General features: G+C 65.0%; 22 protein-coding genes, 1 other RNA gene and 1 riboswitch. Of the genes, 16 read left to right on the forward strand and 7 right to left on the reverse strand.

Annotated features, from left to right (window positions below; translation table 11 throughout):
• Positions 1-34: 34 nt before the first annotated feature.
• Both ABRP28_RS07755 and ABRP28_RS07760 read right to left on the reverse strand, forming a co-directional pair.
• The gene (locus tag ABRP28_RS07755; protein ID WP_350001677.1) at positions 35-1,105 is read right to left on the reverse strand and encodes a hemolysin family protein; all 1,071 of its coding nucleotides are present in this window, start codon (positions 1,103-1,105) and stop codon (positions 35-37) included.
• Complete coding sequence (locus tag ABRP28_RS07760; RefSeq protein WP_350001678.1) at positions 1,102-2,490, reverse strand: hemolysin family protein; 1,389 nt, start codon at positions 2,488-2,490, stop codon at positions 1,102-1,104. The genes ABRP28_RS07755 and ABRP28_RS07760 overlap by 4 nt, the downstream gene beginning before the upstream one ends.
• A 550-nt stretch (positions 2,491-3,040) precedes the next feature.
• Here ABRP28_RS07760 and ABRP28_RS07765 point away from each other — a divergent pair.
• The 5 genes from ABRP28_RS07765 (at position 3,041) to ABRP28_RS07785 (ending at position 9,345) form a co-directional block, all read left to right on the forward strand.
• Positions 3,041-6,835 carry a multifunctional oxoglutarate decarboxylase/oxoglutarate dehydrogenase thiamine pyrophosphate-binding subunit/dihydrolipoyllysine-residue succinyltransferase subunit gene (locus ABRP28_RS07765; protein WP_350001680.1) on the forward strand — a complete coding sequence of 1,265 codons (3,795 nt, stop codon included), beginning with the start codon at positions 3,041-3,043 and terminating at the stop codon, positions 6,833-6,835.
• Positions 6,836-7,022: 187 nt separating this feature from the next.
• Entirely contained in the window at positions 7,023-7,622 is a 600-nt protein-coding gene (locus tag ABRP28_RS07770; RefSeq protein ID WP_231455096.1) for a GDSL-type esterase/lipase family protein, read from the forward strand.
• A gap of 83 nt (positions 7,623-7,705) precedes the next feature.
• Positions 7,706-8,533, forward strand: coding sequence for a DUF4097 family beta strand repeat-containing protein (locus tag ABRP28_RS07775; RefSeq protein ID WP_350001681.1), 828 nt, complete (start codon positions 7,706-7,708; stop codon positions 8,531-8,533).
• Positions 8,533-9,144, forward strand: a complete 612-nt coding sequence (locus ABRP28_RS07780; protein ID WP_350001682.1) for a PadR family transcriptional regulator — start codon at positions 8,533-8,535, stop codon at positions 9,142-9,144. The genes ABRP28_RS07775 and ABRP28_RS07780 overlap by 1 nt, the downstream gene beginning before the upstream one ends.
• Positions 9,145-9,270: 126 nt before the next feature.
• Positions 9,271-9,345 (forward strand): 50S ribosomal protein bL37, encoded by a 75-nt coding sequence (locus ABRP28_RS07785; protein ID WP_369299106.1) that lies wholly within the window; start codon positions 9,271-9,273, stop codon positions 9,343-9,345.
• Positions 9,346-9,454: 109 nt separating this feature from the next.
• Here the strand turns inward: ABRP28_RS07785 and rsrA are convergent, their stop codons facing one another.
• Both rsrA and ABRP28_RS07795 read right to left on the reverse strand, forming a co-directional pair.
• Positions 9,455-9,715, reverse strand: coding sequence for a mycothiol system anti-sigma-R factor (gene rsrA, locus ABRP28_RS07790; protein WP_104184948.1), 261 nt, complete (start codon positions 9,713-9,715; stop codon positions 9,455-9,457).
• Entirely contained in the window at positions 9,712-10,476 is a 765-nt protein-coding gene (locus ABRP28_RS07795) for a sigma-70 family RNA polymerase sigma factor (protein WP_374152947.1), read from the reverse strand. The genes rsrA and ABRP28_RS07795 overlap by 4 nt, the downstream gene beginning before the upstream one ends.
• A 346-nt stretch (positions 10,477-10,822) precedes the next feature.
• Between ABRP28_RS07795 and ABRP28_RS07800 the strand changes: the two genes are divergently transcribed.
• From ABRP28_RS07800 to ABRP28_RS07850, 11 genes are all read left to right on the forward strand, one after another.
• Positions 10,823-11,371 (forward strand): DoxX family protein, encoded by a 549-nt coding sequence (locus ABRP28_RS07800; RefSeq protein WP_066277186.1) that lies wholly within the window; start codon positions 10,823-10,825, stop codon positions 11,369-11,371.
• A 6-nt stretch (positions 11,372-11,377) separates the two neighbouring features.
• Positions 11,378-12,766, forward strand: coding sequence for a 3-phosphoshikimate 1-carboxyvinyltransferase (gene aroA / locus ABRP28_RS07805; RefSeq protein ID WP_350001685.1), 1,389 nt, complete (start codon positions 11,378-11,380; stop codon positions 12,764-12,766).
• The gene (gene rsgA / locus ABRP28_RS07810; protein WP_350001686.1) at positions 12,750-13,865 is read left to right on the forward strand and encodes a ribosome small subunit-dependent GTPase A; all 1,116 of its coding nucleotides are present in this window, start codon (positions 12,750-12,752) and stop codon (positions 13,863-13,865) included. Before aroA ends, rsgA begins: the two co-directional genes overlap by 17 nt.
• 47 nt (positions 13,866-13,912) lie before the next feature.
• Positions 13,913-14,725, forward strand: coding sequence for a histidinol-phosphatase (hisN, locus tag ABRP28_RS07815; protein WP_231455085.1), 813 nt, complete (start codon positions 13,913-13,915; stop codon positions 14,723-14,725).
• Between the two features lie 159 nt (positions 14,726-14,884).
• Positions 14,885-14,998, forward strand: a riboswitch (SAM riboswitch).
• A gap of 34 nt (positions 14,999-15,032) precedes the next feature.
• Positions 15,033-16,490, forward strand: coding sequence for an aminotransferase class V-fold PLP-dependent enzyme (locus ABRP28_RS07820; RefSeq protein WP_350001688.1), 1,458 nt, complete (start codon positions 15,033-15,035; stop codon positions 16,488-16,490).
• 76 nt (positions 16,491-16,566) lie between these two features.
• Complete coding sequence (locus ABRP28_RS07825) at positions 16,567-17,325, forward strand: class I SAM-dependent methyltransferase (protein ID WP_350001690.1); 759 nt, start codon at positions 16,567-16,569, stop codon at positions 17,323-17,325.
• A 49-nt stretch (positions 17,326-17,374) separates the two neighbouring features.
• Positions 17,375-18,103, forward strand: a complete 729-nt coding sequence (locus ABRP28_RS07830; RefSeq protein WP_350001692.1) for a metal-dependent transcriptional regulator — start codon at positions 17,375-17,377, stop codon at positions 18,101-18,103.
• Entirely contained in the window at positions 18,100-18,528 is a 429-nt protein-coding gene (locus tag ABRP28_RS07835; protein ID WP_350001693.1) for a CrcB family protein, read from the forward strand. Before ABRP28_RS07830 ends, ABRP28_RS07835 begins: the two co-directional genes overlap by 4 nt.
• Positions 18,525-18,938: a CrcB family protein gene (locus tag ABRP28_RS07840; RefSeq protein ID WP_350001694.1), complete on the forward strand. Its 414-nt coding sequence runs from the start codon at positions 18,525-18,527 to the stop codon at positions 18,936-18,938. Before ABRP28_RS07835 ends, ABRP28_RS07840 begins: the two co-directional genes overlap by 4 nt.
• A 58-nt stretch (positions 18,939-18,996) precedes the next feature.
• On the forward strand, positions 18,997-19,365 hold the full coding sequence (locus ABRP28_RS07845; protein ID WP_350001696.1) for a hypothetical protein: 369 nt from the start codon (positions 18,997-18,999) through the stop codon (positions 19,363-19,365).
• A 92-nt stretch (positions 19,366-19,457) separates the two neighbouring features.
• Positions 19,458-19,592 (forward strand): hypothetical protein, encoded by a 135-nt coding sequence (locus tag ABRP28_RS07850; RefSeq protein ID WP_350001697.1) that lies wholly within the window; start codon positions 19,458-19,460, stop codon positions 19,590-19,592.
• Positions 19,593-19,845: 253 nt separating this feature from the next.
• Here ABRP28_RS07850 and ssrA read toward each other — a convergent pair.
• The 3 genes from ssrA to ABRP28_RS07865 all read right to left on the reverse strand — a co-directional run bounded on the left by ssrA (position 19,846) and on the right by ABRP28_RS07865 (position 22,294).
• Positions 19,846-20,214, reverse strand: a transfer-messenger RNA (tmRNA) gene (gene ssrA, locus ABRP28_RS07855).
• Between the two features lie 73 nt (positions 20,215-20,287).
• Positions 20,288-20,761: an SsrA-binding protein SmpB gene (smpB, locus tag ABRP28_RS07860; protein WP_050054575.1), complete on the reverse strand. Its 474-nt coding sequence runs from the start codon at positions 20,759-20,761 to the stop codon at positions 20,288-20,290.
• A gap of 84 nt (positions 20,762-20,845) precedes the next feature.
• A complete protein-coding gene (locus ABRP28_RS07865) occupies positions 20,846-22,294 on the reverse strand; it encodes a peptidoglycan DD-metalloendopeptidase family protein (protein WP_350001698.1) in 1,449 nt (482 codons plus the stop codon).
• Between the last annotated feature and the right edge of the window lie 23 nt (positions 22,295-22,317).

Below are 22,317 nucleotides of genomic sequence, written 5' to 3' on the forward strand. Positions count from 1 at the left end.
GGGCGCCCTTCCCCTACGGAAGGGTGCTCCCCCGCTATCCTCCGTTCGGCTGCCCCAGGCGCCGGATGCCGGTGGCCTGGGTTGCATCCCGGATCTCGCCCACGAGCTGCTCAATGACGTCCTCCAGGAACAGGACGCCCTTGGTGTTGCCATCGGGCCCGATCACCCTTGCAAGGTGGGACCCGGTGCGCTGCATGACTGACATTGCTTTTTCAATCTCATCATCCAACGCCAGATTGGCCAGGGAGCGGATGCGGCTCTCGGCGATGGGCCGCTCATACGCCTGCTCCGCGATGGAGAGGACATCCTTGACGTGGAGGTAGCCGTAGAGCATGTCGTCCTCGTCAAGCATGGGAAACCGGGAAAATCCGGTGCGGCTCACTGCCTTCTCGAACTCCACGGGGGTGGTGGCCGCACGGAGCATCACCAGCTTCTCGAGGGGAACCATGATGTCCGCCGCCGTGTATTCGGAGAACTCCAGCGCGCCGGTGATGAGCCCGGCGTCGTCATCCACCAGGCCGTGGCGGGTGGACTCCTGCACAATGGACTGCACTTCCTCCAGCGTGAAGGAGGAGTTGACCTCGTCCTTCGGCTCGATGCGAAGGAGCTTGAGGATGTGGTTGGCCGACCAGTTGAGGACCGAGATGACCGGGTGCACCAACCGGGCAACGAACATCAGCGGCGGGGCCAGCAGGAGCGCCGCCTTGTCCGCCACGCTGACCGAGATGTTCTTTGGCACCATCTCGCCAAAGGTCACGTGCAGGAACGTCACCAGCATCAGCGCCACCGCGAAGGCAGCCACATCGGCAACTTCCTTCGGCATTCCCAGTGTCTCCAACGGGACGGCCAGCAGGTGGTGGATGGCCGGTTCGGCCACCAGCAGGATCAGGAGGGAGCACACGGTGATGCCAAGCTGGGCACACGCCAGCATCAGGGACACGTTCTCCATGGCGCGAAGCGTGGTCTGGGCCCGCTTCGACCCGGCCTCGGCCAGCGGTTCGATCTGGCTGCGCCGGGCGGACATAACCGCGAACTCAGCGGCCACGAAAAAGGCGTTGCCAAGCAGAAGCACAGCCAACCAGAAGATTCCGGCCCAGTCGCTCATCGTCCAGTCCTGTCGTCGCGTTGGTTCCTGCCGTTACGTGTGGACTTGTCATCGCGCTGGGAGCTGTCCGCCTCGACGGTGTCTTCGGACTCGGCAGCCGGCCGGAAACATATCCGGTCAATGCGGCGGCCGTCCATCCTGGTGACACTCAGTGTGCCGCCGCCAACGGGGACCGTGTCCCCAACTGCGGCGATGCGGCCCAGCTTGCTCATGACGTATCCGCCCACTGTTTCGTAGGCGGCTTCGTCAGGGACGCTCAGCCTGGGAATCTGCTCGGACAGCTCATCCGGGCGGAGCAGGCCCGGGAAATACCAGTCGCCGGAGGCACTCTGCAGGAGTCCCGGGCGGACCTTGTCGTGCTCGTCCGCAACCTCTCCCACGATTTCCTCCACCAGGTCCTCGAGCGTGGCGATGCCGGCGGTTCCGCCGTACTCGTCCAGGACGATAGCGAGCTGAAGGTTGCCCTCGCGGAGTTCGGCAAGCAGGGCGTCGAGGTGGATTGTCTCGGGGACCCTCAGCACCTCTGTCATGATGGCACCCGCTTCCAGGTTTTGACGGCGGTCCCACGGCACTGCGACGGCTTTCTTGACGTGGACCAGCCCCCGGATATCATCCGCTGAGTCACCAATCACCGGGAACCGTGAGTATCCGGTCCGGCGTGCCGCGCTGAGGACATCCGAAACAGGCTGGTCGGCATCAATCGTTTCCACCCGGATGCGCGGCGTCATGACATCCGCCGCCGTCCTGGTGGAAAAGTCCAGGGTGCGCGCCACGAAGTTGGCTGTTCCGGCGTCGAGTGTTCCCATTGCCGCCGAACGTCGCACCAGCGATGCGAGTTCCGCCGGCGTCCGGGCCCCGGATATCTCTTCCTTCGCTTCCAGCCCGAAGACGTTCAGCACCTTGTTGGAGAACCCGTTGAGTACCACGATGGCCGGCTTGAAGACGGCCGTAAACATCAGCTGGGGCCGGGCAAGCGCCCGGCCAACCGGGAAGGACAGCGCAATAGCCATGTTCTTTGGCACCAGTTCGCCCAGGAGCATGGAGAGCAGGGTGGCAAGCACCATGGCAAGGACCAGGGAGACCGAAGCTGCTGCGACGTCGGGAAGTCCGACGGCGGCCAGGGGGGCTTCCAGGAGGCGTCCCACCGAGGGCTCCATCACGTAGCCGGTCAGGAGCGTTGTGAGCGTGATGCCCAGCTGGCAGCTGGAAAGCTGGGTGGACAGCGATTTCAGGCACGTGAGCAGGGGAACAGCGCCGGTGTCGCCGTCGTCAATGGCTCGTTGGACCGTTGGCTGGTCCAGGGCAATGAGGGAGAACTCGACGGCCACGAAGAAGCCCGTGCCGGCGATCAGCAGCAGGCCCGCTGCGAGGAGAAGCCACTCCATTCAGCATCCCGCCTGGAAGGCGGTGGCCAGCGGCACGAAAAAGGAAGTTGAACCAGGGAAGCTGGAGGGTCTTCCCGGCGGAGGATGGTCGGCGGAAACCGGCGCCCTTTCCCCGGGGGTTCTGGCCGGCTGCGCCGCCGGCGGATGATGGGCTCGTGTTCGGGGTTTGCCGGCTCTGCGGGTGGACTGCGCGGCGCTGCTCTTCATGCTCCGCTGACAGCCCCCAGGCCGGCACCTAGATTTACTGTCCATAAGGGCTTCAGTCTACAGGAGGCACCTGCGCCCGCTTCACCGGCGCTGCCCCCGGCGGGTGCCGCAACGGCGGCCTTTCGGCCGCTGCGCAACACGCGGGCATGACGTCTTTTCCCGCCATATTCCGCGATCCCGGCGTCACTTCATGATTTGGGTCACCCTTATTGGCAGTTAACACAGGATGCTCACTAGACTTGCAAAGGTCTGGGTTCAGAGGACGCAGAGATCGGTTCGAACGTGTTGCTGAAGCACCGTGGGGCCGGGGAGAAATCAAACTCATGGAAGAGGCGTATTTCAAGTGCCAGAGCAGCCTAGCCACCGTCTACCAGAGGAATTTGGCGGAAACGAGTGGCTCGTTGACGAACTGTACGAGCAGTACCAGCAGGACAAGAACGCCGTGGATGCCAAGTGGTGGCCGCTGTTTGAATCGTTCGGGTCGGGCAGTTCTTCTTCCAACGGAAATTCGGAGCACGCCGCAGTCCGGCCCGCCACCAGGGAAATGCCCGCAGTGAACGCAGCCCCGGCACCGTCGCCGGCAAAAGCACCCGCCGTCCCGCCGGTGCCGCCGGCCCCTCCGGCCTCTGCGCCCGCATCGGCCAAGAAGGCCCCGGCCACTGTTGCCCGCGACGGCGGCAAGAAGACCGAGGCCGGTACCGGCTCCCAGCCCATCCCGGCGCAGCTGCCCAAAAACGTGAAGGCACCTACCGCTCCTGAGGAAGACGTCGTCTCCGTCCTCCGAGGACCGGCAAAGGCAATTGCCACCAACATGGTCACCAGCCTCCAGGTGCCCACCGCCACCAGCGTCCGTGCCATCCCGGCCAAGCTGCTGATCGACAATCGCGTGGTCATCAACTCGAACCTGGCCCGCGCCCGCGGCGGCAAGGTTTCGTTCACGCACCTGATCGGTTACGCCGTCATCCGTGCACTCTCCCAGTTCCCTTCCATGAACGTGTACTACGACGAAGTGGACGGCAAGCCCGTTGCGGTCCAGCCGGCCCACGTCAACTTCGGCATTGCCATCGACATGCCCAAGCCGGACGGCACCCGCCTGCTCATGGTGCCGAACATCAAGAAGGCCGAAACCCTCAACTTCTCCGAGTTCTGGCACACCTACGAAGACCTGATCAAGCGCGCCCGCAACGGCAAACTGACGGCAGAGGACCACCAGGGCACCACCGTCTCGCTGACCAACCCCGGCGGCATCGGGACCGTCCACTCGGTGCCCCGCCTGTCCAAGGGCCAGGCTGCCATCATCGGCGTCGGCGCCCTCGACTACCCCGCCGAATTCCAGGGCGCCAGCGAAAAGATCATCGCCCAGAACGCGATCAGCAAGGTCCTGACCCTGACCTCCACCTATGATCACCGCGTGATCCAGGGTGCCGGCAGCGGCGAGTTCCTCAAGCTTGTCCACCAGCTGCTGCTGGGCGCGCAGAACTTCTACGATGAAATCTTCGAGTCGCTCCGCATCCCGTACGAGCCTGTCCGCTGGAGCGCCGACAAGCAGGTGGACCCGGCAGACGAAATCAACAAGGTGGCACGGATCCAGCAGCTGATCCACTCCTACCGCGTCCGCGGGCACCTGATGGCGGATACCGATCCGCTTGAGTACGTCCAGCGCAAGCACCCGGACCTCGACGTCCTCACGTACGGCCTGACGCTGTGGGACCTGGACCGCGAGTGGCCCACCGGCGGCTTCGGCGGCAAGCCCATGCTTAAGTTCCGGGACATCCTGGGCGTCCTGCGCGATGCCTACTGCCGCACCACCGGCATCGAATACATGCACATCCAGGAGCCTGCCGAGCGCAAGTGGTTCCAGGACCAGCTGGAGCACCCCTACTCCAAGCCCAGCCGCGAAGAGCAGCTGCGCATCGTTTCCAAGCTGAATGCCGCCGAGGCCTTCGAAACCTTCCTGCAGACCAAGTTCGTCGGCCAGAAGCGCTTTTCCCTGGAGGGCGGCGAATCCCTGATTCCGCTGCTTGACGCCATCATGTCCGACGCCGCCGACGACGGCCTGGATGAGGTAGCCATCGGCATGGCCCACCGCGGCCGCCTGAACGTGCTCACCAACATCGCCGGCAAGACCTACGCGCAGGTCTTCCGCGAATTCGAAGGCACCCAGGACCCCCGCTCCGTCCAGGGATCCGGCGACGTCAAGTACCACTTGGGCACCGAGGGGACCTTCACCTCGGACAACGGCAAGGAAACCAAGGTCTACCTCGCCGCCAACCCCTCCCACCTTGAGGCAGTGGACCCCGTGCTTGAGGGCATTGTCCGGGCCAAGCAGGACCGCCTGGACCAGGGTGAGTCCTTCCCGGTCCTGCCCATCATGGTCCATGGGGACGCGGCGTTCGCCGGCCAGGGCGTTGTTTCTGAAACGCTCAACCTGTCCCAGCTCCGCGGCTACCGCACCGGCGGAACCATCCACGTTGTTGTCAACAACCAGGTTGGTTTCACCACGGCCCCGTCATCATCGCGCTCCTCCACGTACTCCACGGACGTTGCCAAGATGATCCAGGCACCTGTTTTCCACGTCAACGGCGATGATCCCGAGGCAGTGGTCCGCATAGGCCAGCTCGCCTACGAGTTCCGCCAGCGGTTCCACAAGGACGTCGTCATCGACATGGTCTGCTACCGGCGCCGCGGGCACAACGAGGGCGACGACCCCTCGATGACGCAGCCGCTGATGTACAACCTCATCGAAGCCAAGCGCTCCGTCCGCAAGCTCTACACCGAGTCCCTGATCGGCCGCGGAGACATCACCGAGGAAGAAGCCGAGCAGCTGCTCCGCGACTACCAGGAGAGGCTGGAACGCGTCTTCGCCGAAACGCACGCGGCCCAGACTTCCCCCATCCCGATCGTTACGGCGGACACTGCCGCCGTCTCGGACATTGAGCGTCCGCACGCCCAGCAGTCCGACTCCGGCACCAGCGCACCCGTTTCCACGGCTATTTCCGCCGATACCCTGGCTCGGATCGGCAAGGCCCACGTGGAAATCCCCGAGGGCTTCACTGTGCACGCCAAGCTCAAGCAGCTGCTTGAAAAGCGTGAGCAGATGTCCCGGGAGGGCGGCATCGACTGGGGCTTCGGCGAAATCGCGGCCTTCGGTTCACTCATCATGGAGGGCGTCCCCGTACGCCTGGCGGGACAGGATTCCCGCCGCGGCACGTTCGTGCAGCGCCACGCCGTGTTCCACGACCGCGCCAACGGCAAGGAATGGCTGCCCCTGAGCAATCTTTCCGACGACCAGGCAAAGCTGTGGATCTACGACTCCCTGCTTTCGGAATACGCGGCCATGGGCTTCGAGTACGGCTACTCCGTTGAGCGGCCGGATGCGCTGGTCCTGTGGGAGGCCCAGTTCGGCGACTTCGTCAACGGTGCACAGACCATCATCGACGAGTTCATCTCCTCTGCAGAGCAGAAGTGGGGACAGCGGTCCTCGCTGGTCCTGATGCTGCCGCATGGCTACGAGGGCCAGGGCCCGGACCACTCCTCCGCAAGGATCGAACGGTTCCTGCAGCTGTGTGCCGAAGAGAACATGATCGTGGCGAACCCCACCACGGCGGCCTCGCACTTCCACCTTCTGCGCCGCCAGGCCTACAACCGGCCGCGCAAGCCGCTCATCATCTTCACGCCCAAGCAGCTGCTGCGCCTCAAGGCTGCCGCATCGTCGGTGGAGGACTTCACCACCGGCAGCTTCCGCCCCGTCATCGGCGAACACGAGCAGCTGGCGGGAGACGCCGTCGAACGCGTCCTCCTGGTCTCCGGCCGCCTGTACTACGACCTCCTGTCCACGCGGCAGAAGACGGACGACAAGACCACGGCGATCATCCGCGTGGAGCAGCTCTACCCGCTGCCGCACGAGGAAATCGCAAAGGAACTTGCCAAGTACCCGAACGCAGAAGTTGTCTGGGCCCAGGATGAGCCGGCCAACCAGGGGCCGTGGCCGTTCATTGGCCTGAACCTGCCGGGTGCCCTGGAGCGCAACATCCGGCTGGTTTCGCGTCCGGCGTCGGCGTCCACTGCCGCCGGGTCCATGAAACGGCACGCCGCCGAGCAGGATGTCCTCCTGAAGCAGGCATTTGCACGGAAGTAAGCACTAAGCCTGCCCGGCCGGACGTCGAAATCCCAGACTCCGGCCGGGCGGTTCTGTTTAATGGAGTGCACGGCGCTGATGAAATACACAGCGCTGAAGGACAAACCCCAATCGCATGCGCAGCCCAATCCCGTGGCCGGAACCAGGTTCCACGGCGGCGGCTCCGCACCGACGTAAAGAGGAACGCGTGGAAGACAGGAAGCTGCGGATTGCAGCTGTAGGAGATGAACTGCTGGCCGGACTGGGCGATCCCCGGGCCCTCGGCTGGCTGGGCCGTGTGCTGGCCCGCACTCCCCGGGACAGCATGCTCCTCGAAAGCTACGCCCTCCCTTGCCCGGAGGAAGGAACGGAAGGCCTGGCCGCGCGCTGGCTCGACGAGGCCGGCCGGCGCTTCAGCAACCAGACGGAGAACCGCCTGGTGATCGGACTTTCCGGACGCGACATTGAGTTCGGACTCTCCACCGCGCGCAGCCGGCTTAACCTGGCGAACATCCTGGATTCGGCGTCCCAGAACCGCATCGAGGTGTTCGTTGTGGGCCCGCCGCCCACCCTGGACCCCGCGCAGAACCGGCGCCTGGATGAACTCAACACGGCTTTCGCCGACGTCACCACCCGGCGCAAGCACCTGTACGTTGACACCTTCTCCCCGCTCCTGAACCACGAACAGTGGCGCCAGGACCTGGCAGCCCAGGGCGGCACCCCCGGGCAGGCAGGCTACGGCCTCATGGCCTGGCTGGTGCTGCACCGCGGCTGGTTCCAGTGGCTCGGCATGGACGCTCCGGAGTAACCCCTCTCGCGATATATCTTGACCCTTCCCTGCGGCGGGGGTACGTTGGGGAGGGTCAACACGATATATCGCCTGGAGGGCCCGTGACCGATCAAGAGTGGACTGTCACCAGTCCCCAAACCATAGATGTCGACGACGTGACGTCCTTGAAGCTTGGTATGGTGCAGGGACGTTTCGACGTCGTCACGCACCAGGAACCCGTCACCCGCCTTGAGATCTCCGATGTGCATGGCGATCCCGTGGCTGTGTCCCTCAGCGGCGGCCGGCTGGAAATCCGCCACCAGCTGCACGGACCCCAGGGCTGGTTCAAGAACCTGATGGGGACTGTTAACCACAACAGCGAAAACTCCGCCGTCATCAGCATCGCCGTTCCCGCGCACGTCAGCATTGAGGCCGGCACGGTCAGCGGCGACGGGCTGGTGTCCGGGGTAACCGGGAACATCCGCCTCAACACGGTATCCGGGTCAGTCATGGCGGACACCACCAATGGGGAACTGCACGTCCAGACCGTCAGCGGCGAAGTATCAGTCCGCAACCACTCGGGCGTCCTGACAGCCAAAAGCGTCTCCGGCGAAGTCACGGCGTCCGGGCGCCTCAGCAATATCCGGGCGAACACCGTCAGCGGGGACATGAGTTTCGACCTCCTGGGCTTTACCCATGATTTCGGGGCGAACTCGGTGTCGGGAGACCTCACCATCCGGCTGCCCCATGACGTAGGGGTGGACATCGTGGCCAAGTCTGCCAGCGGTGCGGTGGTGATTGGTGACCAGCGGTACACGGTGGTCGGCGGCAAGGTGGAGACCATCGCGGGCCCTGACGGCCAGCTCATGCTGGTACGTACCAACTCGGTATCCGGAAAAACCTCGATATTCCACAGGACCGTGGCAGGATCTGCAGAAGCAGGGACCTGATGGCACCGGTCTTTGCGCACGGCGCGCTCCGGTTGTACCTTTTGGCACTTCTTGAGTCCGGCCCCAAGCACGGCTACGAACTCATCAAGGCGCTCAAGGAGCGCTTCGGCGGAACGTACTCCCCCAGCGCCGGCACCATCTACCCCCGGCTGGGCAAACTCGAGGAGGAAGGCCTGGTGGCCACGGAATCCGCCGGCCGCCGCACGAACTACCGCATCACCGCCTCCGGGTTGGCCGAGCTCAACCGCCGCCGCGATGAGCTGGCAGGCGTGGAGAGCGAGATCTCGGCCTCCGTCCGGCGGCTGGCAGACAGCCTGCGGGAGGACATCCGCAGCAACATGAGGGGGCTGCGCGCGGATCTTGCCGCCACTGCTGAGGCGGCCCGGGCTACTGCATTGTCCACGGATTTAAGGGTTCCCGGACGGCTGCCGGCGGAAAGCCAGCGGTCGCTCAAGGAAGCCGAAATGATGCTCCAGCAATTCCGGGATGACCTCCGGGCCGAGCTTCGGCTGCAGGCGGGCAGGCAGCCGCTCAGTCCCCTTGCGCTGGAAACCGTCAGGACGGTGCTGGAACAGGCCGGCATCTCAATCCGCAACTCGCTCAATTCCTAGCCCCCACAGTCACCCCGCCGGCCTCAATACGCAGGTCATCCGGCGGTTCCTGGTTCGCGGGCTGTCCCTTGATGTGGGAGACTTGAGGGCAGCTCTTTTGAGTACCAACATTTAAGGAGGCCAGCTATGAGCAAGCGTGCACGCAAGCGTCGTGACCGTAAGCGTGGCGGCGCGAACCACGGGAAGCGCCCCAACACCTAGGCACATGCCAGGAACTACGGTTCAAACAAAGGACCCCGGAAGCCACATGGCTTCCGGGGTCCTTTGTTGTCATTGGATCAAGGGCGTACGCAACGCCCGGGCGCTGTTCCTAGGCGTCCACCGGCCGGATGGTATGGATCCGGTCCAGGATGGCGTTCTTCAGGTTCTCCGGAGCAGCCTCGGTGCAGGAGCGTTTGACCATGTTGCGGATGACGCACTCAAGGTCGTACTGCTCCGTGCATTCCGGGCAGTCATCGAGGTGGTTCTTGATTTCCGTGATGTCCTCGCGGGTCAGGGCACCGTCGAGGTACTCGTAGATGCGTTGCATCCGGCTGTCGTCGCAGTCGCCTAATCCCTGGCAGTCGCTCATTTCCTGCTCTCCTGTTGTGTGCTTCCTGCCGCGTCCTGTGCATCAGCGGCCGTCTTGAACCCGCGCTCCGCGGCGTACTCCCCCAGCATGTCCCGCAGCATCCTCCGGCCGCGGTGGAGCCGGGACATCACCGTACCGATGGGCGTGTTCATGATTTCTGAAATTTCCTTGTAGGCGAACCCCTCCACATCCGCGAAGTAGACCGCCAGGCGGAATTCCTCCGGAATGTCCTGGAGTGCCCTTTTGACGTCGGAATCCGGAAGGTGGTCCAACGCTTCTGCCTCAGCGGAGCGGAGTCCGCTGGAGGTGTGTGATTCGGCCCGCGCCAGCTGCCAGTCCTCGATGGTGTCCGAATTGGACTGGAGCGGTTCGCGCTGCCGCTTTCGGTACAAATTGATGTACGTGTTTGTCAGGATGCGGTACAGCCAGGCCTTGAGGTTGGTCCCGGGCCGGTACTGGTGGAACGCGGAGAAAGCCTTGGTGTACGCCTCCTGGACGAGGTCTTCGGCGTCAGAGGGGTTCCTGGCCATGCGCATTGCCGCCGAGTACAGCTGATCGACATACTGCATCGCATCGCGTTCAAACCTCAGACGGCGCTCCTCGACCGACTCGGTGGAAACATCCACCAGGTCCCCGCCGGATTCGGCCGGCGCCGGGACAGCCGCGGAGCCCGCAGCCCCAGGCCCAGCTGCTGCGCTGCTCTTCGCTTCGCTTTGGGAAGCCTCATACATGGCCGCGACGGCCGGATCCAGGGTGCTCATTGCCTTCAAGTCTACTGGGCGGCTGCGCGCACGCGGCTGGCCATAGCTCGGGGGTTCCGCCTCAAATGAGTCCATCGCCACCGGGCCTGCTGTTTCAATTCCGTCCAACACCCGTGCCAAGGGCACAACTCCGCTCTGCTTGTCCGTCGTGTACTGCACCGGCTATCTGCATCCGGCGAGCTCCTTCGGCCGGCACCTGCATGCTGTAGCCCATGATTTCGGTGCGGCAGCGCGTTCCGGATGCGTCATGAATAACCTCATGCCTTCGGCAAATATTCCCCAAAAGTGCAAGACTAGAACGGACTCCGCCGCTTTCGACGCGGTTCGTCCATCCAGGAGGAAATCAATGTCCTTTTTCCGCACGCTTGCCCGCCCCATGCTGGCCTCCAGTTTCGTCATCGCCGGAGTGGATAAGCTCAAGAACGCCGATGACACAGCGCAGCAGCTTTCCCCGCTGCTGCGCAAGGCGGCCGCGTCCCTGCCCTTTAAGTCAGATGAGAAAACCCTGGCCCGCGTCATCGGCGGAACACAGGTGGGCGCCGGCGTGCTTTTCGGACTGGGCAAATTCTCCAGGTTGTCGGCCACGCTGCTCACGGTGATCTCCCTGTTGAACACCTTTGTTGAGTGGCGGAGTGCGGATATCAGCACCAAGGAAGGGCGGGAGAACCGCCGTAACCAGCTGCTCAAGAACCTGTCCTTGAGTGGCGGCGCCCTGCTGGCGTCCGTTGACACAGCCGGCAAGCCAGGTCTGGCCTGGCGCGCGGAACACCTCGCCGCAGACGCCCGCAAGGGTGCCTCGCACCTGGCAGCGGACGCACGCAAGACAACCAACAAGAAGCTCCACAAGGCAGACAAGGTTGTACGGCGCGCCGTGGAACAGGCCACGGGGGCATAACAACGCATGACCGCAGCAGCCGACGTCCGGGATGACTCCGGAATGCATGTTCCCCACTGGCCGGCACCCTTCGCATCCCGGCCCGTCGACGCCACCGTCACGGTTCCCGGTTCCAAGTCCCTGACCAACAGGTACCTGGTTCTTGCCGCTCTGGCCGACGGACCGTCCCGCCTCCGCGCACCCCTGCATTCGAGGGACTCAGCGCTCATGATCGAGGCACTCCGGCAGTTGGGCGCCACCATTACGAAGGTTCCCGGCGACGGTGCCTTCGGGCCCGACCTGGAAGTGGTTCCGCTGGACCCGGATGCAGCGTCACCCCTTACAAGGATCGACTGCGGGCTTGCGGGTACGGTTATGCGGTTCGTTCCGCCGCTGGCTGCGCTGCGGAACGGCGAAAGCGTGTTCGACGGCGACCCGCACGCCCGCAAACGGCCGATGGGAACGATCATCGAAGCGCTCTCTGCGCTTGGCGTCGCTGTTTCCGCAGAAGGGGGCGGCACGCCGTCGTCCCTGCCCTTTGTGGTGGAAGGCACTGGTGAGGTCCGCGGCGGCCACCTGGTCATCGATGCCAGTGCGTCGTCCCAGTTCGTTTCGGCACTGCTCCTGGTGGGCGCAAGGTTCACCGAGGGCCTGCACCTGGAACATGTGGGCAAGCCGGTGCCCAGCCTCGACCACATCAACATGACCGTGGCAGTCCTGCGCGGCGCCGGGGTTGCCGTTGATGACTCAGTGCCCAACCACTGGGTGGTCAGCCCCGGCCCCATCCGTGCCTTCGACCAGCGGATCGAGCAGGACCTGTCCAACGCCGGCCCCTTCCTGGCCGCTGCTTTGGCTTCCAGGGGAACGGTGCGGATCCCGGGCTGGCCGGACGAAACGCAGCAGGTCGGTGACCTCTGGCGCAACATCCTGGCCGCCATGGGCGCCCAGGTGACCCTGCACGACGGCGTCCTCACGGTCACCGGCGGCCCCCACATCAAGGGCGGAGACTTCGCGGACACCAGCGAACTCGCGCCCACCGTAGCCGCCCTGTGCGCGCTGGCCACGGGCCCCTCCCGGCTCACCGGCATCGCACACCTGCGGGGACACGAGACCGACCGGCTCGCCGCGCTTGTGACAGAGATCAACCGCCTGGGCGGTGACGCCGAGGAAACCAGCGACGGACTGGTGATCCGGCCCGCAAAGCTGCATGCCGGCGTCGTCCACAGCTACGCCGACCACCGCATGGCCACCGCGGGGGCCATCCTTGGCCTCGCCGTGGAGGGCGTCCAGGTGGAGGACATCGGCACCACAGCCAAGACCATGCCGGATTTCCCCCGGCTGTGGGCAGGCATGCTGGCGCAGAACAGTCCTGCCGAAACAGCGCCGGAAGGTTCCAGCGGTGGCGCGGAGCACTGACTCCTGGGATGAATCGGACGTCCGGATCCGGCCCAGCAAGAAGGGCTCCCGGCCCCGCACCAAGGACAGGCCCAGCCATGACGACGCCGTCACGGGGCGCATCATTACCGTTGACCGGGGCAGGTACACCGCTGTGGTGGGAGAGGACTCGGGCGACGAAAGGATAGTCATTGCTGCCCGGGCCCGGGAACTCCGCCGGAATCCGGTAGTCGCAGGAGACTTCGTCTCGCTGGTCGGCGACGTCTCCGGGGAGCCGGACACCCTGGCGCGCCTGGTAAAAATCCAGGACCGCAGGACCCTGCTGCGGCGCAGCGCCGACGACACGGACCCCGTTGAACGGGCAGTGGTGGCCAATGCCGACCAGTTGGTGATTGTGGTGGCAGCAGCCAATCCTGAACCACGGACCGGCTTTATCGACCGTGCCCTGGTGGCCGCGTACGACGCCGGCATCGATCCGATCCTGCTGGTCACGAAGGCGGACGTCAAAGACCCTGCGGAACTGCTGTCCAACTACACCCACCTGGACTTTCCCGTGATCATCAGCCGGACCGCCGATGCCAGCGCTTCCGGCATTGATGCCCGTTCGGATGACGGCTTGTCCGCCCGGCTGGACATCTCCGCCGTTGCCGAGATGCGCGGCCACCTGGACGGCAAGGTCACCGTGATGCTTGGGCATTCCGGTGTTGGGAAGTCAACCATGGTCAACGCGCTGACCGGGGCGGAACGGGCTACTGGCGGAGTAAACGCCGTAACGGGGCGCGGACGGCACACGTCGTCGTCGGCCCTTGCGCTGAAGCTCGCGGACGCGCCGTCCGGAAGCTGGATCATCGACACCCCCGGCATCCGCTCCTTTGGCCTGGCGCACGTGGATCCCGACCGGATCCTCCGTTCCTTCCCGGACCTCTCCCCCGGCATTGAAGACTGCGAGCGCGGATGCAAGCACACCGCCGCCGCGGTCAACTGCGGGCTGGACGCATGGGTTGGTGCGGGGCACGCCGGCCCCACCGGAGCAGCGAGGCTGGGGTCCCTGCGGCGCCTCCTCGGCACGGACCCGAGGATGGAAGCCCAGGAGGCCAAGGAACTGGGCAGCGTCACCTGACGGGCCCGCTTCCCGGCAGAACGGCGCGCAGACGGTAGTTTGGAACCATGATCCAACCCGCTTCGAGCTACAACGATGACCTGCGCCTGGCCCATGTCCTGGCCGATTCCGTGGATGACCAGACCATGAGCCGCTTTAAGGCCCAGGACCTCCACATTGAGACCAAGCCGGACCTGACGCCCGTCACCGATGCGGACAAGGCAGCCGAGGAAGCCATCCGTGGCCAGCTCTCCCGCTCCCGTCCCCGCGATGCCGTCCTCGGCGAAGAGTTCGGCAGTACGGGGCATGGGTCGCGGCGGTGGATCATCGACCCCATTGACGGCACCAAGAACTTCGTTCGGGGCGTCCCGGTCTGGGCCACCCTGATCGCGTTGGTGGATGAGGGCGAACCGGTGGTGGGCGTGGTCAGCGCGCCTGCCCTCGGCAAGCGCTGGTGGGCCGCCAAGGGCATGGGAGCCTACATGGGGCGTTCCCTTGCCGCGGCAACCCGCCTCCGGGTGTCCAATGTTTCCAGCCTGTCCGATGCTTCCCTCTCCTACTCGAGCCTCGGCGGCTGGAAGGAACGTGGAAACCTTGATGAATTCCTGGGGCTTACCGAGGACGTGTGGCGGACCCGTGCCTTTGGCGACTTCTGGTCCTACTGCATGGTGGCAGAAGGTTCCGTGGACATCGCTTGTGAACCTGAGCTGAATCTCTACGACATGGCCGCGCTGGTGCCCATCGTGGTGGAAGCGGGGGGCCGCTTTACGTCGCTGGAGGGCGAGGACGGTCCGTTTGGCGGGAACGCCCTGGCCACGAATTCCATCCTCCACTCGGAGGTCCTGCGGCGCCTGAACCCGAACCTGGACGACCTGCTCTAGTCCAGGCATTACGAACAATCGACGGCGGACGCCCCCGAAAGGCTGCGCCCGCCGTCGTGATCTTCGGTTCAACCGCCCCTTTTCAACCGCGCGTAACAAAGTCCTTAACATTCCAGCGGGCTTTTAACCTTCGCGGCCCATGTTCTACGCTCTTAACCAGGTCACGAGTGCCAGCGCAAAACCCCGGTTTGCTGGCCGGCAACCCTCCATTCGCGGTGGGGTGCCCCGGGTGACGACCAGGCCGGTCCGGAAGGGATGCGGCAAGCGCGGATTCCTGCACGGAGTCCTGTTTTGAAGTGAGGTCTCTGTGACAACTGCCACCGTCTCCCCCAACGCCGCTTTCTCCAGCAAGGCCGCTCTCCAGCATCAGGCCGTTCCGCGGGAATCGTCAGCGCTCTTCGACCAGTGGCAGGCCGCCGCAGGCCGTCCGCTCGCTGCCGTCAGCGGTGCCGAGATCCAGGCTCCGCTGATCCACGGCGGCCACGTCCGGTACGCCAACCTGGATTATGGCGCGTCCGCTCCCGCCCTCTCGGTGGTGTCGGCCTACCTCAACGAGATCCTGCCCTTCTACGCCAGCGTCCACCGCGGTGCGGGTTACGCCTCCCAGATCAGCACGTCGGTCTACGAGAATGCCCGTGCCATCGTCCGCGACTTCGTAGGCGGCCGCCCGGATGATTCGGTGATCTTCACCCGGAACACCACCGACTCCCTGAACCTGCTGGCGGGCTGCCTGCCGGCCACCGATGGACGGCCGGCCGGCGACGTCCTGTACCTCGATATTGAGCATCACGCCAACCTGCTTCCGTGGCAGGGCGTCCCCCACCGCAGCATCGTGGCAGCAGATACCATTGCCGGAACCATCGACGCCGTCCGTGCGGAACTGCAGCAGGGCGGCGTCAGCCTGCTGGCCGTGACCGGTGCTTCCAACGTCACCGGCGAAATCCTCCCCATCCGCGCCCTTGCCGCGCTGGCGCACGAGCACGGGGCACGGATCGCTGTGGACGCGGCCCAGCTGGCACCGCACCGGCGCGTCAACATCACCGCGGACGACGTCGACTACCTCGCCTTCTCGGGCCACAAGCTGTACGCACCCTTTGGTGCCGGCGTGCTGGTCGGCCGGCCGGACTGGCTCGACGCCGGCACACCGCACCTCGCAGGCGGAGGCGCCGTCAAGGAAGCAAGGCTCGACGGCGTCAGCTGGGCAACCGGTCCGGCCCGCCACGAGGGCGGATCACCCAACGTGCTCGGTGCGGCGACGCTGGCCCGTGCAACGCAGGTCATCGCGGAGCTGGACCAGGACCGCTGGCACGCCCACGAATCAGCCATCCGCTCCTACCTGGTGGAAGGGCTGCAGGAAATCGACGGCGTGACGGTCCACCAGATCTTCAAGGACACCAACCCGGACACCGACACGATTGGCGTGGTCAACTTCTCCGTTGAAGGCTACGACGCCGGCCTGGTGGCCGCCTACCTGTCGGCCGAACACGGGGTGGGCCTGCGCGACGGCCGGTTCTGCGCGCACCCGCTGCTGAAGCGGCTGGGCCTTCCGTCCGGTTCCCTTCGGGCCAGCTTCGGCGTCGGCTCAAGGCTGGAAGATGCGGAGCGGCTGCTGGCTGGCATCCGGGACCTTCGGAGCAAGGGCCTGGGCTGGGACTATGTGGTGGACGCCGGCCGCTGGGTTCCGGCCAATGACAACCGTACGTACCCCCACTGGGCGCCCAACACCCCGGGAACAGCCGGCGCCGCGCCCTGCCTCGACGACTGACCTGCGGCTGGCGCCCTGCTGCGGCCCATGCGGTAAATTCGGAGGAACTAAAAGTACCGGATGAAGGAGGCCGCACGTGGCACGGGGTGGCCCACGGCTGGATCACGGCCGGCGCCGGGAGCTCGGCCTGAGTTTCCAGGACGGCGGCAAGCACTACCAGCAGGTGCGGCCGGGGTATCCTGCCGACTCAGCGCGCTGGCTCGTAACTCCCGCGGCCCGCGATGCACTCGACGTTGGCGCCGGCACCGGCAAATTTACTGAGCTGCTGCTGGGCATGGGGCTGTCCGTCACGGCGGTTGACCCCTCAGCGGACATGCTCAGGCAGTTGGCCGAGCACTATCCTGCCGCCACAGCTGTCCTTGGCACCGCAGAGGCGACTGGCCTGCCCGACGAGGCCTTCGACGTCGTTACCGTAGCCCAGGCCTGGCACTGGTGCGACGCGTTGAGGGCGAGCACGGAACTTGCCCGCGTCCTCCGCCCTCACGGAACACTGGGACTCGTCTGGAACCAGCTGGACACGTCGGTTTCCTGGGTCCACCGCCTGTCCAGGATCATGCATGCCGGGGATGTCTACAAACCCGGCCACCGCCCGCTCATAGGACCTGAGTTTGAGGCGCTGGAGGAGCATGTCACGCACTGGCAGGACTCCGTGACAACCGCAGACCTGATGGAACTGACGAAATCCCGCAGCTATTACCTGCGCGCTGGTGAGGCCACCCGGGCGAAGGTGCTTGCGAACCTTGACTGGTATCTCCATGACCACCTCGGCCACGGGCCGGACGAGGTACTGGAGCTGCCGTACCTGACGCTGTCGTGGCGGGCGGTCAGGGCATGAGCGGCTGGCAGCCCCCGTGTGGGCAAGGGCAGCCGGTAGGCTGGATCCTGTGAAGACCAGCGCGCCCTCCTCCTCCATTGAGGACTACGTCAAGGTCATCTATTCCTTCACTGAATGGCAGGACAAACCCATCACGTCCTCCCAGCTGGCCCAGCGCTTGGGGGTGGCGAACTCATCCGTCTCAGAGATGGTCCGGAAGCTGAAGGACCAGGGCCTGGTGGTCCACAAGCCGTACAGCGCCATCAGGCTCACGGACGCGGGCCTGCAGCTCGCGCTCTCCATGGTGCGCCGGCACCGCCTGATCGAGACCTACCTCGTCCAGCAGCTGGGGTACAGCTGGGACGAGGTCCACGATGAGGCCGAGCTGCTCGAGCACGCCGTGTCGGACACCTTCATAGAACGCGTAGCGGCGAAGCTGGGCAACCCCCAGCGGGATCCTCACGGTGATCCGATTCCGACGGCGGACGGCACGGTCTTTATGCCCCGCGCGCACCTCATGGGCGAGCTGGACCAGGGCCACACGGGCCGGATCACCCGGATCAGCGACGACAACCCGGAGCTGCTGCGCTACCTTGCGGCCGAGGAGATAGACCTCGATGCCGAGGTGGAGGTGATGGGGCGCAGGCCGTTCGGGGGCGCCCTGATGGTGCGCGTCCGGGATTCAGGGCGTTCGCGTGATTACGACCTGGCTGATGAGATCACGTCGGCGCTGTGGGTGCACAGCGACCGGCCCCATCCAGGCTGCCTCCTGGGGGATGCCGGGTTGCCCAAGGCATGAGCGGGCTGAAGATTTCGTGGGCACCCAGGGCTGGAGCCTGGCTGGCCGTTGCCGCGGGCGGCCTGGTGGGGACGGAACTTCGCTATGGCCTGGGGCTGGCCTTCCCTGAGTTTCCCGGATCGTTTCCCTGGACCACCCTGTGCATCAACGTGGCCGGCAGCTTTGTCCTGGCCGCCCTGACCACCGCGTGGATGGCCCGCCCGCACACCCCCTTCTGGTTGCGGGCAGGGCTGGGGCCGGGCCTGCTGGGGTCCTTCACCACGTTCTCCGCTGTGGTCTTTTCTTTGGACCAGCTGGTGAGGGCGGGGCAGCACGGAGTGTGGACTGGGTATCTCGCCCTGTCCCTGGTGCTGGGGCTGGCGGCGGCTGGCCTTGGGTGGCGGACAGGAAAGATTATTGGCCGCCCGTCCCGGAGCCGTCAGTGATTACCGCTGTCCTGGTGGGAGTTTTTGGGGTAACCGGCGCCCTCCTCCGCTTCGGCATTGACAGCTGGTTTGCCCACCACAGCTCCAGGCGGACTGTCCGTGCCGGCGGCCGGAACGGCCCCGCGCGGCTGCATTGGCCTTGGGCAACACTGCTGGTGAACGTGGCAGGATGCTTCATTATTGGCGCCGCCCACGGCCTTACAGCAGACCTGGGGCTGGAGGCAGAGTGGCAGGCCGGGCTGACCACCGGCCTGGCCGGCGGGCTCACCACCTTCAGTTCGTGGACCACGGCCACGGTGCGGCTGGTGGCCGAAGAACGCCTCGGATCTGCCGCAGTGAACATTGCCGCCAACCTGGTCCTCGGCCTCGCTGCGGCCGCCGCGGGGATCGTCCTGGCCACCTGGGCATAGGAAGCGCGGCCACGGCCGGGAAGCCCTGATTTGGTGGGCTCCCGTATCGTGGATGGTGATGATTAGCAGACGCGACGCGGCCATTGCCCTTGACGTACCCATGGAGATGGCACAGCGCCACGGCCTTCCAAAATGGCTGACCGAGGCTGAGCTGGGTGAGATCCTGGACAACCCGCCGCCTTGGCTGGTCCAGTCCCGCGCGAACCGGACGGGCAAGCGGCCCGTCTGGGTCCACCTTGAATGCGCGGTGTGCGGCTACGAGGAAGCGGCCCGGCCCAAGAAATGGTGGCCGGACTTTACCTACGTAATCTGCGGCCACCACCGTCCGGACGAGGTGCCCGCTGCCCGTTCAGGCTTGGTCCGGAGCGAGTTCGACGGCGTGGGCACGCGCTTCGTGGGCATCGCGGACGTGCCTGTCCCGGACTGACTTCCTGCTGCTCCAGGCCATTACATTCGGGGCCGAAAAGGCGTACTTTACGAGGAGGGACGCAGCCCGTCCCCTGCCGTAAGGAGCACGCCATGCCGGACAAGACACCCCACCAAAACCTGGCAAAAAAGCCGGTCAAGACCATCAAGGAAAAACGCGCCGAAAAGAAGGCGAAGCACCCTGAAGCCGCCCTGGACCCGGTGGCTCACTTGAAGAAGCGCCGGTAGTCCTGCCGCCGGTTGGCTTGGGTTCCATGCCGGCAGCCGCTGAAGGTGACTATGGTGCCAGGGGTGGTGACACCGTCCCGACCACCCTCATGACCGCCTCCGCATGTGGGCCCGGCGGGCCGTCGTCGAGCTCTTCCGGAGTGCGATCCGTGCTGTAGGCCCATGGCATGCGTTGAGCAACTGCTTGTTAAGCACCGAAAGACCCGGACGCAAGTGTCCCGGGTCTTTCGTTGCGCCTCGCGGCGTTTTGCAAATGTGGAGATGGGGGGAATTGAACCCCCGTCCGATGTCGTGTTGTCAGGGCTTCTCCGGGCGCAGTTTGCGTCGGATTTTCTCGGCCCCAGCCATGCTGCAAACAGCTGGCTGATCCGGGCCCAGTCATCTAAAAGTCCCGTTCACCCCGATGACGGAGGTGGACAGCAGTGGCTATCTAAATGACGCCAGGATCCGGGGCGATAGCAACCTCGGGCTGACGGACTGTCTTACTGCTTAGGCAGCAAGAGCGAAGTCAGTGCGCTTAGATTCGGCACTTATTGGTTTGCAGACAGCGTTTACGAGATAATTCTGCATCCTCGGCCCGCTTCACCTGTCGCGACTAACATCGTCGAAACCGATCATCCCCATATTTTTTTATCAAACCGGCAGGCTGGCCCACCGGACTATTAATCATAACGCACCCGCGCAGAAAAACATTCCTAGCGGCGCCGGTTGCGCTCCCGCATCTCGCGCTGCGCTTCGCGGTTGTCCTGCTGCTCGCGAAGGGTCTGGCGTTTGTCGTACTCGCGCTTGCCGCGGGCCACGCCGATTTCCACCTTCGCACGGCCGTCCACGAAGTAGAGCTGCAGCGGGACGATGGTGTAGCCCGATTCGCGCACCTTGTGGGAGATCTTGATGAGTTCCTCACGGTGCAGCAGGAGCTTGCGGCGCCGGCGGGCCGCGTGGTTGGTCCAGCTTCCCTGGTTGTACTCAGGGATGTGGATGGCCTCCATCCACAGCTCGTCATTGTAGAAGGTGCAGAAGCCGTCCACCATGGAGGCATGGCCCTCACGCAGGGATTTCACTTCCGTGCCCATGAGCGCGATTCCAGCCTCGTAGGTATCCAGCACGTGGTAATCGTGCCGGGCCTTGCGGTTGGTGGCCACCACTTTACGGCCACTTTCTTTAGGCAAGGGAAAGCTCCTCAGTATAAATCGGTTGTCCTCCGGGCCAGCCGGCGCGGAGTCATACCAGTGTACGGCAGGTCAAAGAAGGTGCTACAGCAGCCTCATCGGGTCCACCGGGCTGCCGTTCAGCCAGGTTTCGAAGTGGGCGTGGCAGCCTGTGGAGTTGCCCGTGTTGCCGGAGTAGGCAATCAGTTGTCCCTGCGAGACCCGCTGGCCGTTGGAGACCACGATGCTGGCGTTGTGGTAGTAGATGGTGTTCAGGGTGTTGCCTTCGATGAGGCCGTGGGAGATTTTCACGCGCCAGCCGCCACCGTCACCGGAGTTCCAGCCGGAGCTGAAGACCTCCCCTGCTGCTGCCGCGTAGACGGGTGTGCCGCAGGCCGCGCCAAAGTCCAGCCCGGTGTGCATGTACCCGCCCTGGCCGTAGAAGTCGATGGTTCCCGGCGGGGTGGCCCGCCACCCGAAACCGGACGTAATGGGAACGCTGCCGTCAAAGGGATGCCGGAGGCCGAAGGCCGACGGCGAACCTACCGGCGGCATGAATGACTGCGCCGGAGGGGCTGGCGGCGGCGGCTGGTTTCGCGCTGCAGCTTCTGCTGCTGCAGCAGCCGCGGCAGCCGCGGCGGCTGCTTCAGCCTTCCTGCGCTGCTCTGCTTCCCAGGCCTCGCGCAGCCTGCGGTCACGCTCCTCGATCTCGGCAGCCACCGCATTCTGGCTGGCCTGGACGCCGGCCAGCTGCGACTGGATCCCCGGCTTGGCTGCCTGCAGCTCCGCGTCCAGGCGGGTGGTGTCAGCGATGAGTTTATCGACCTGCTCCTTCTTCGCGGCCGCTTCGTCGCGCGCTGCTTTCTCACGCTCCAAGGCTGCATCAGCCTTGGCTTTGAGGTCCTTGATCTCGGCCTCAACGGCCTGGAGGCGCGCTTCAGAGTTCACGTTGGTGGCGCTCTGCTGCGAGAGCTTGTCCATGGCAGCGTTCTGGCTCCGCATGGCCTGGTCCGCCAGGTCCATGGTTTCGGTGAGGCTGCCGCCGTTGTTGGAGCCGAAGAAGAGGGACAGGTTGGACGGCACGCCGCCGGACTTGTAGGCCTGCGTGGCAATCTGGCCGATCAGCTTCTTGGTGTCGGCAATCTTCTGCTTGTCCGATTCGAGCTGCTGCGTGATTTTGGCCTTGTTCTGCTGGGCCATGTCAACGCGTGCGGAGAGCGCCTCGACTTCCTTGACGGCGCCGGCAACTCGGCCCTGCGCTTCAAGGAGTGCCTGCTGCGCACCGGGAAGTTGCCCTTGGTAGATCACGAGGTCGCCGGCTGCCTTTGCGATGCGCGAATCAACGAATTCCAGGGACTGCTGGACACGCGAGGCCTCAGCTTCGAGGGCTTTCTGCCGGTCCTCAAGCTCGTCAGCGAAGGCCGCCGGTGTGGAGGATGCCAGTCCTGCGGCGAGGACGACGGCCAGCACACCACTGAGGAGGCTGGTGCGGGGCGCTGCACTGCGCGCACCGTTTCGCCGGGAGCGGGAAGCGTTTTTGTCCGGTGAGTTCATGGGCATTCCTTGTTTGGTTTGCA

It is taken from the genome of Pseudarthrobacter sp. WHRI 8279 (assembly GCF_040224115.2).
Classification (GTDB): Bacteria; Actinomycetota; Actinomycetes; order Actinomycetales; family Micrococcaceae; genus Arthrobacter.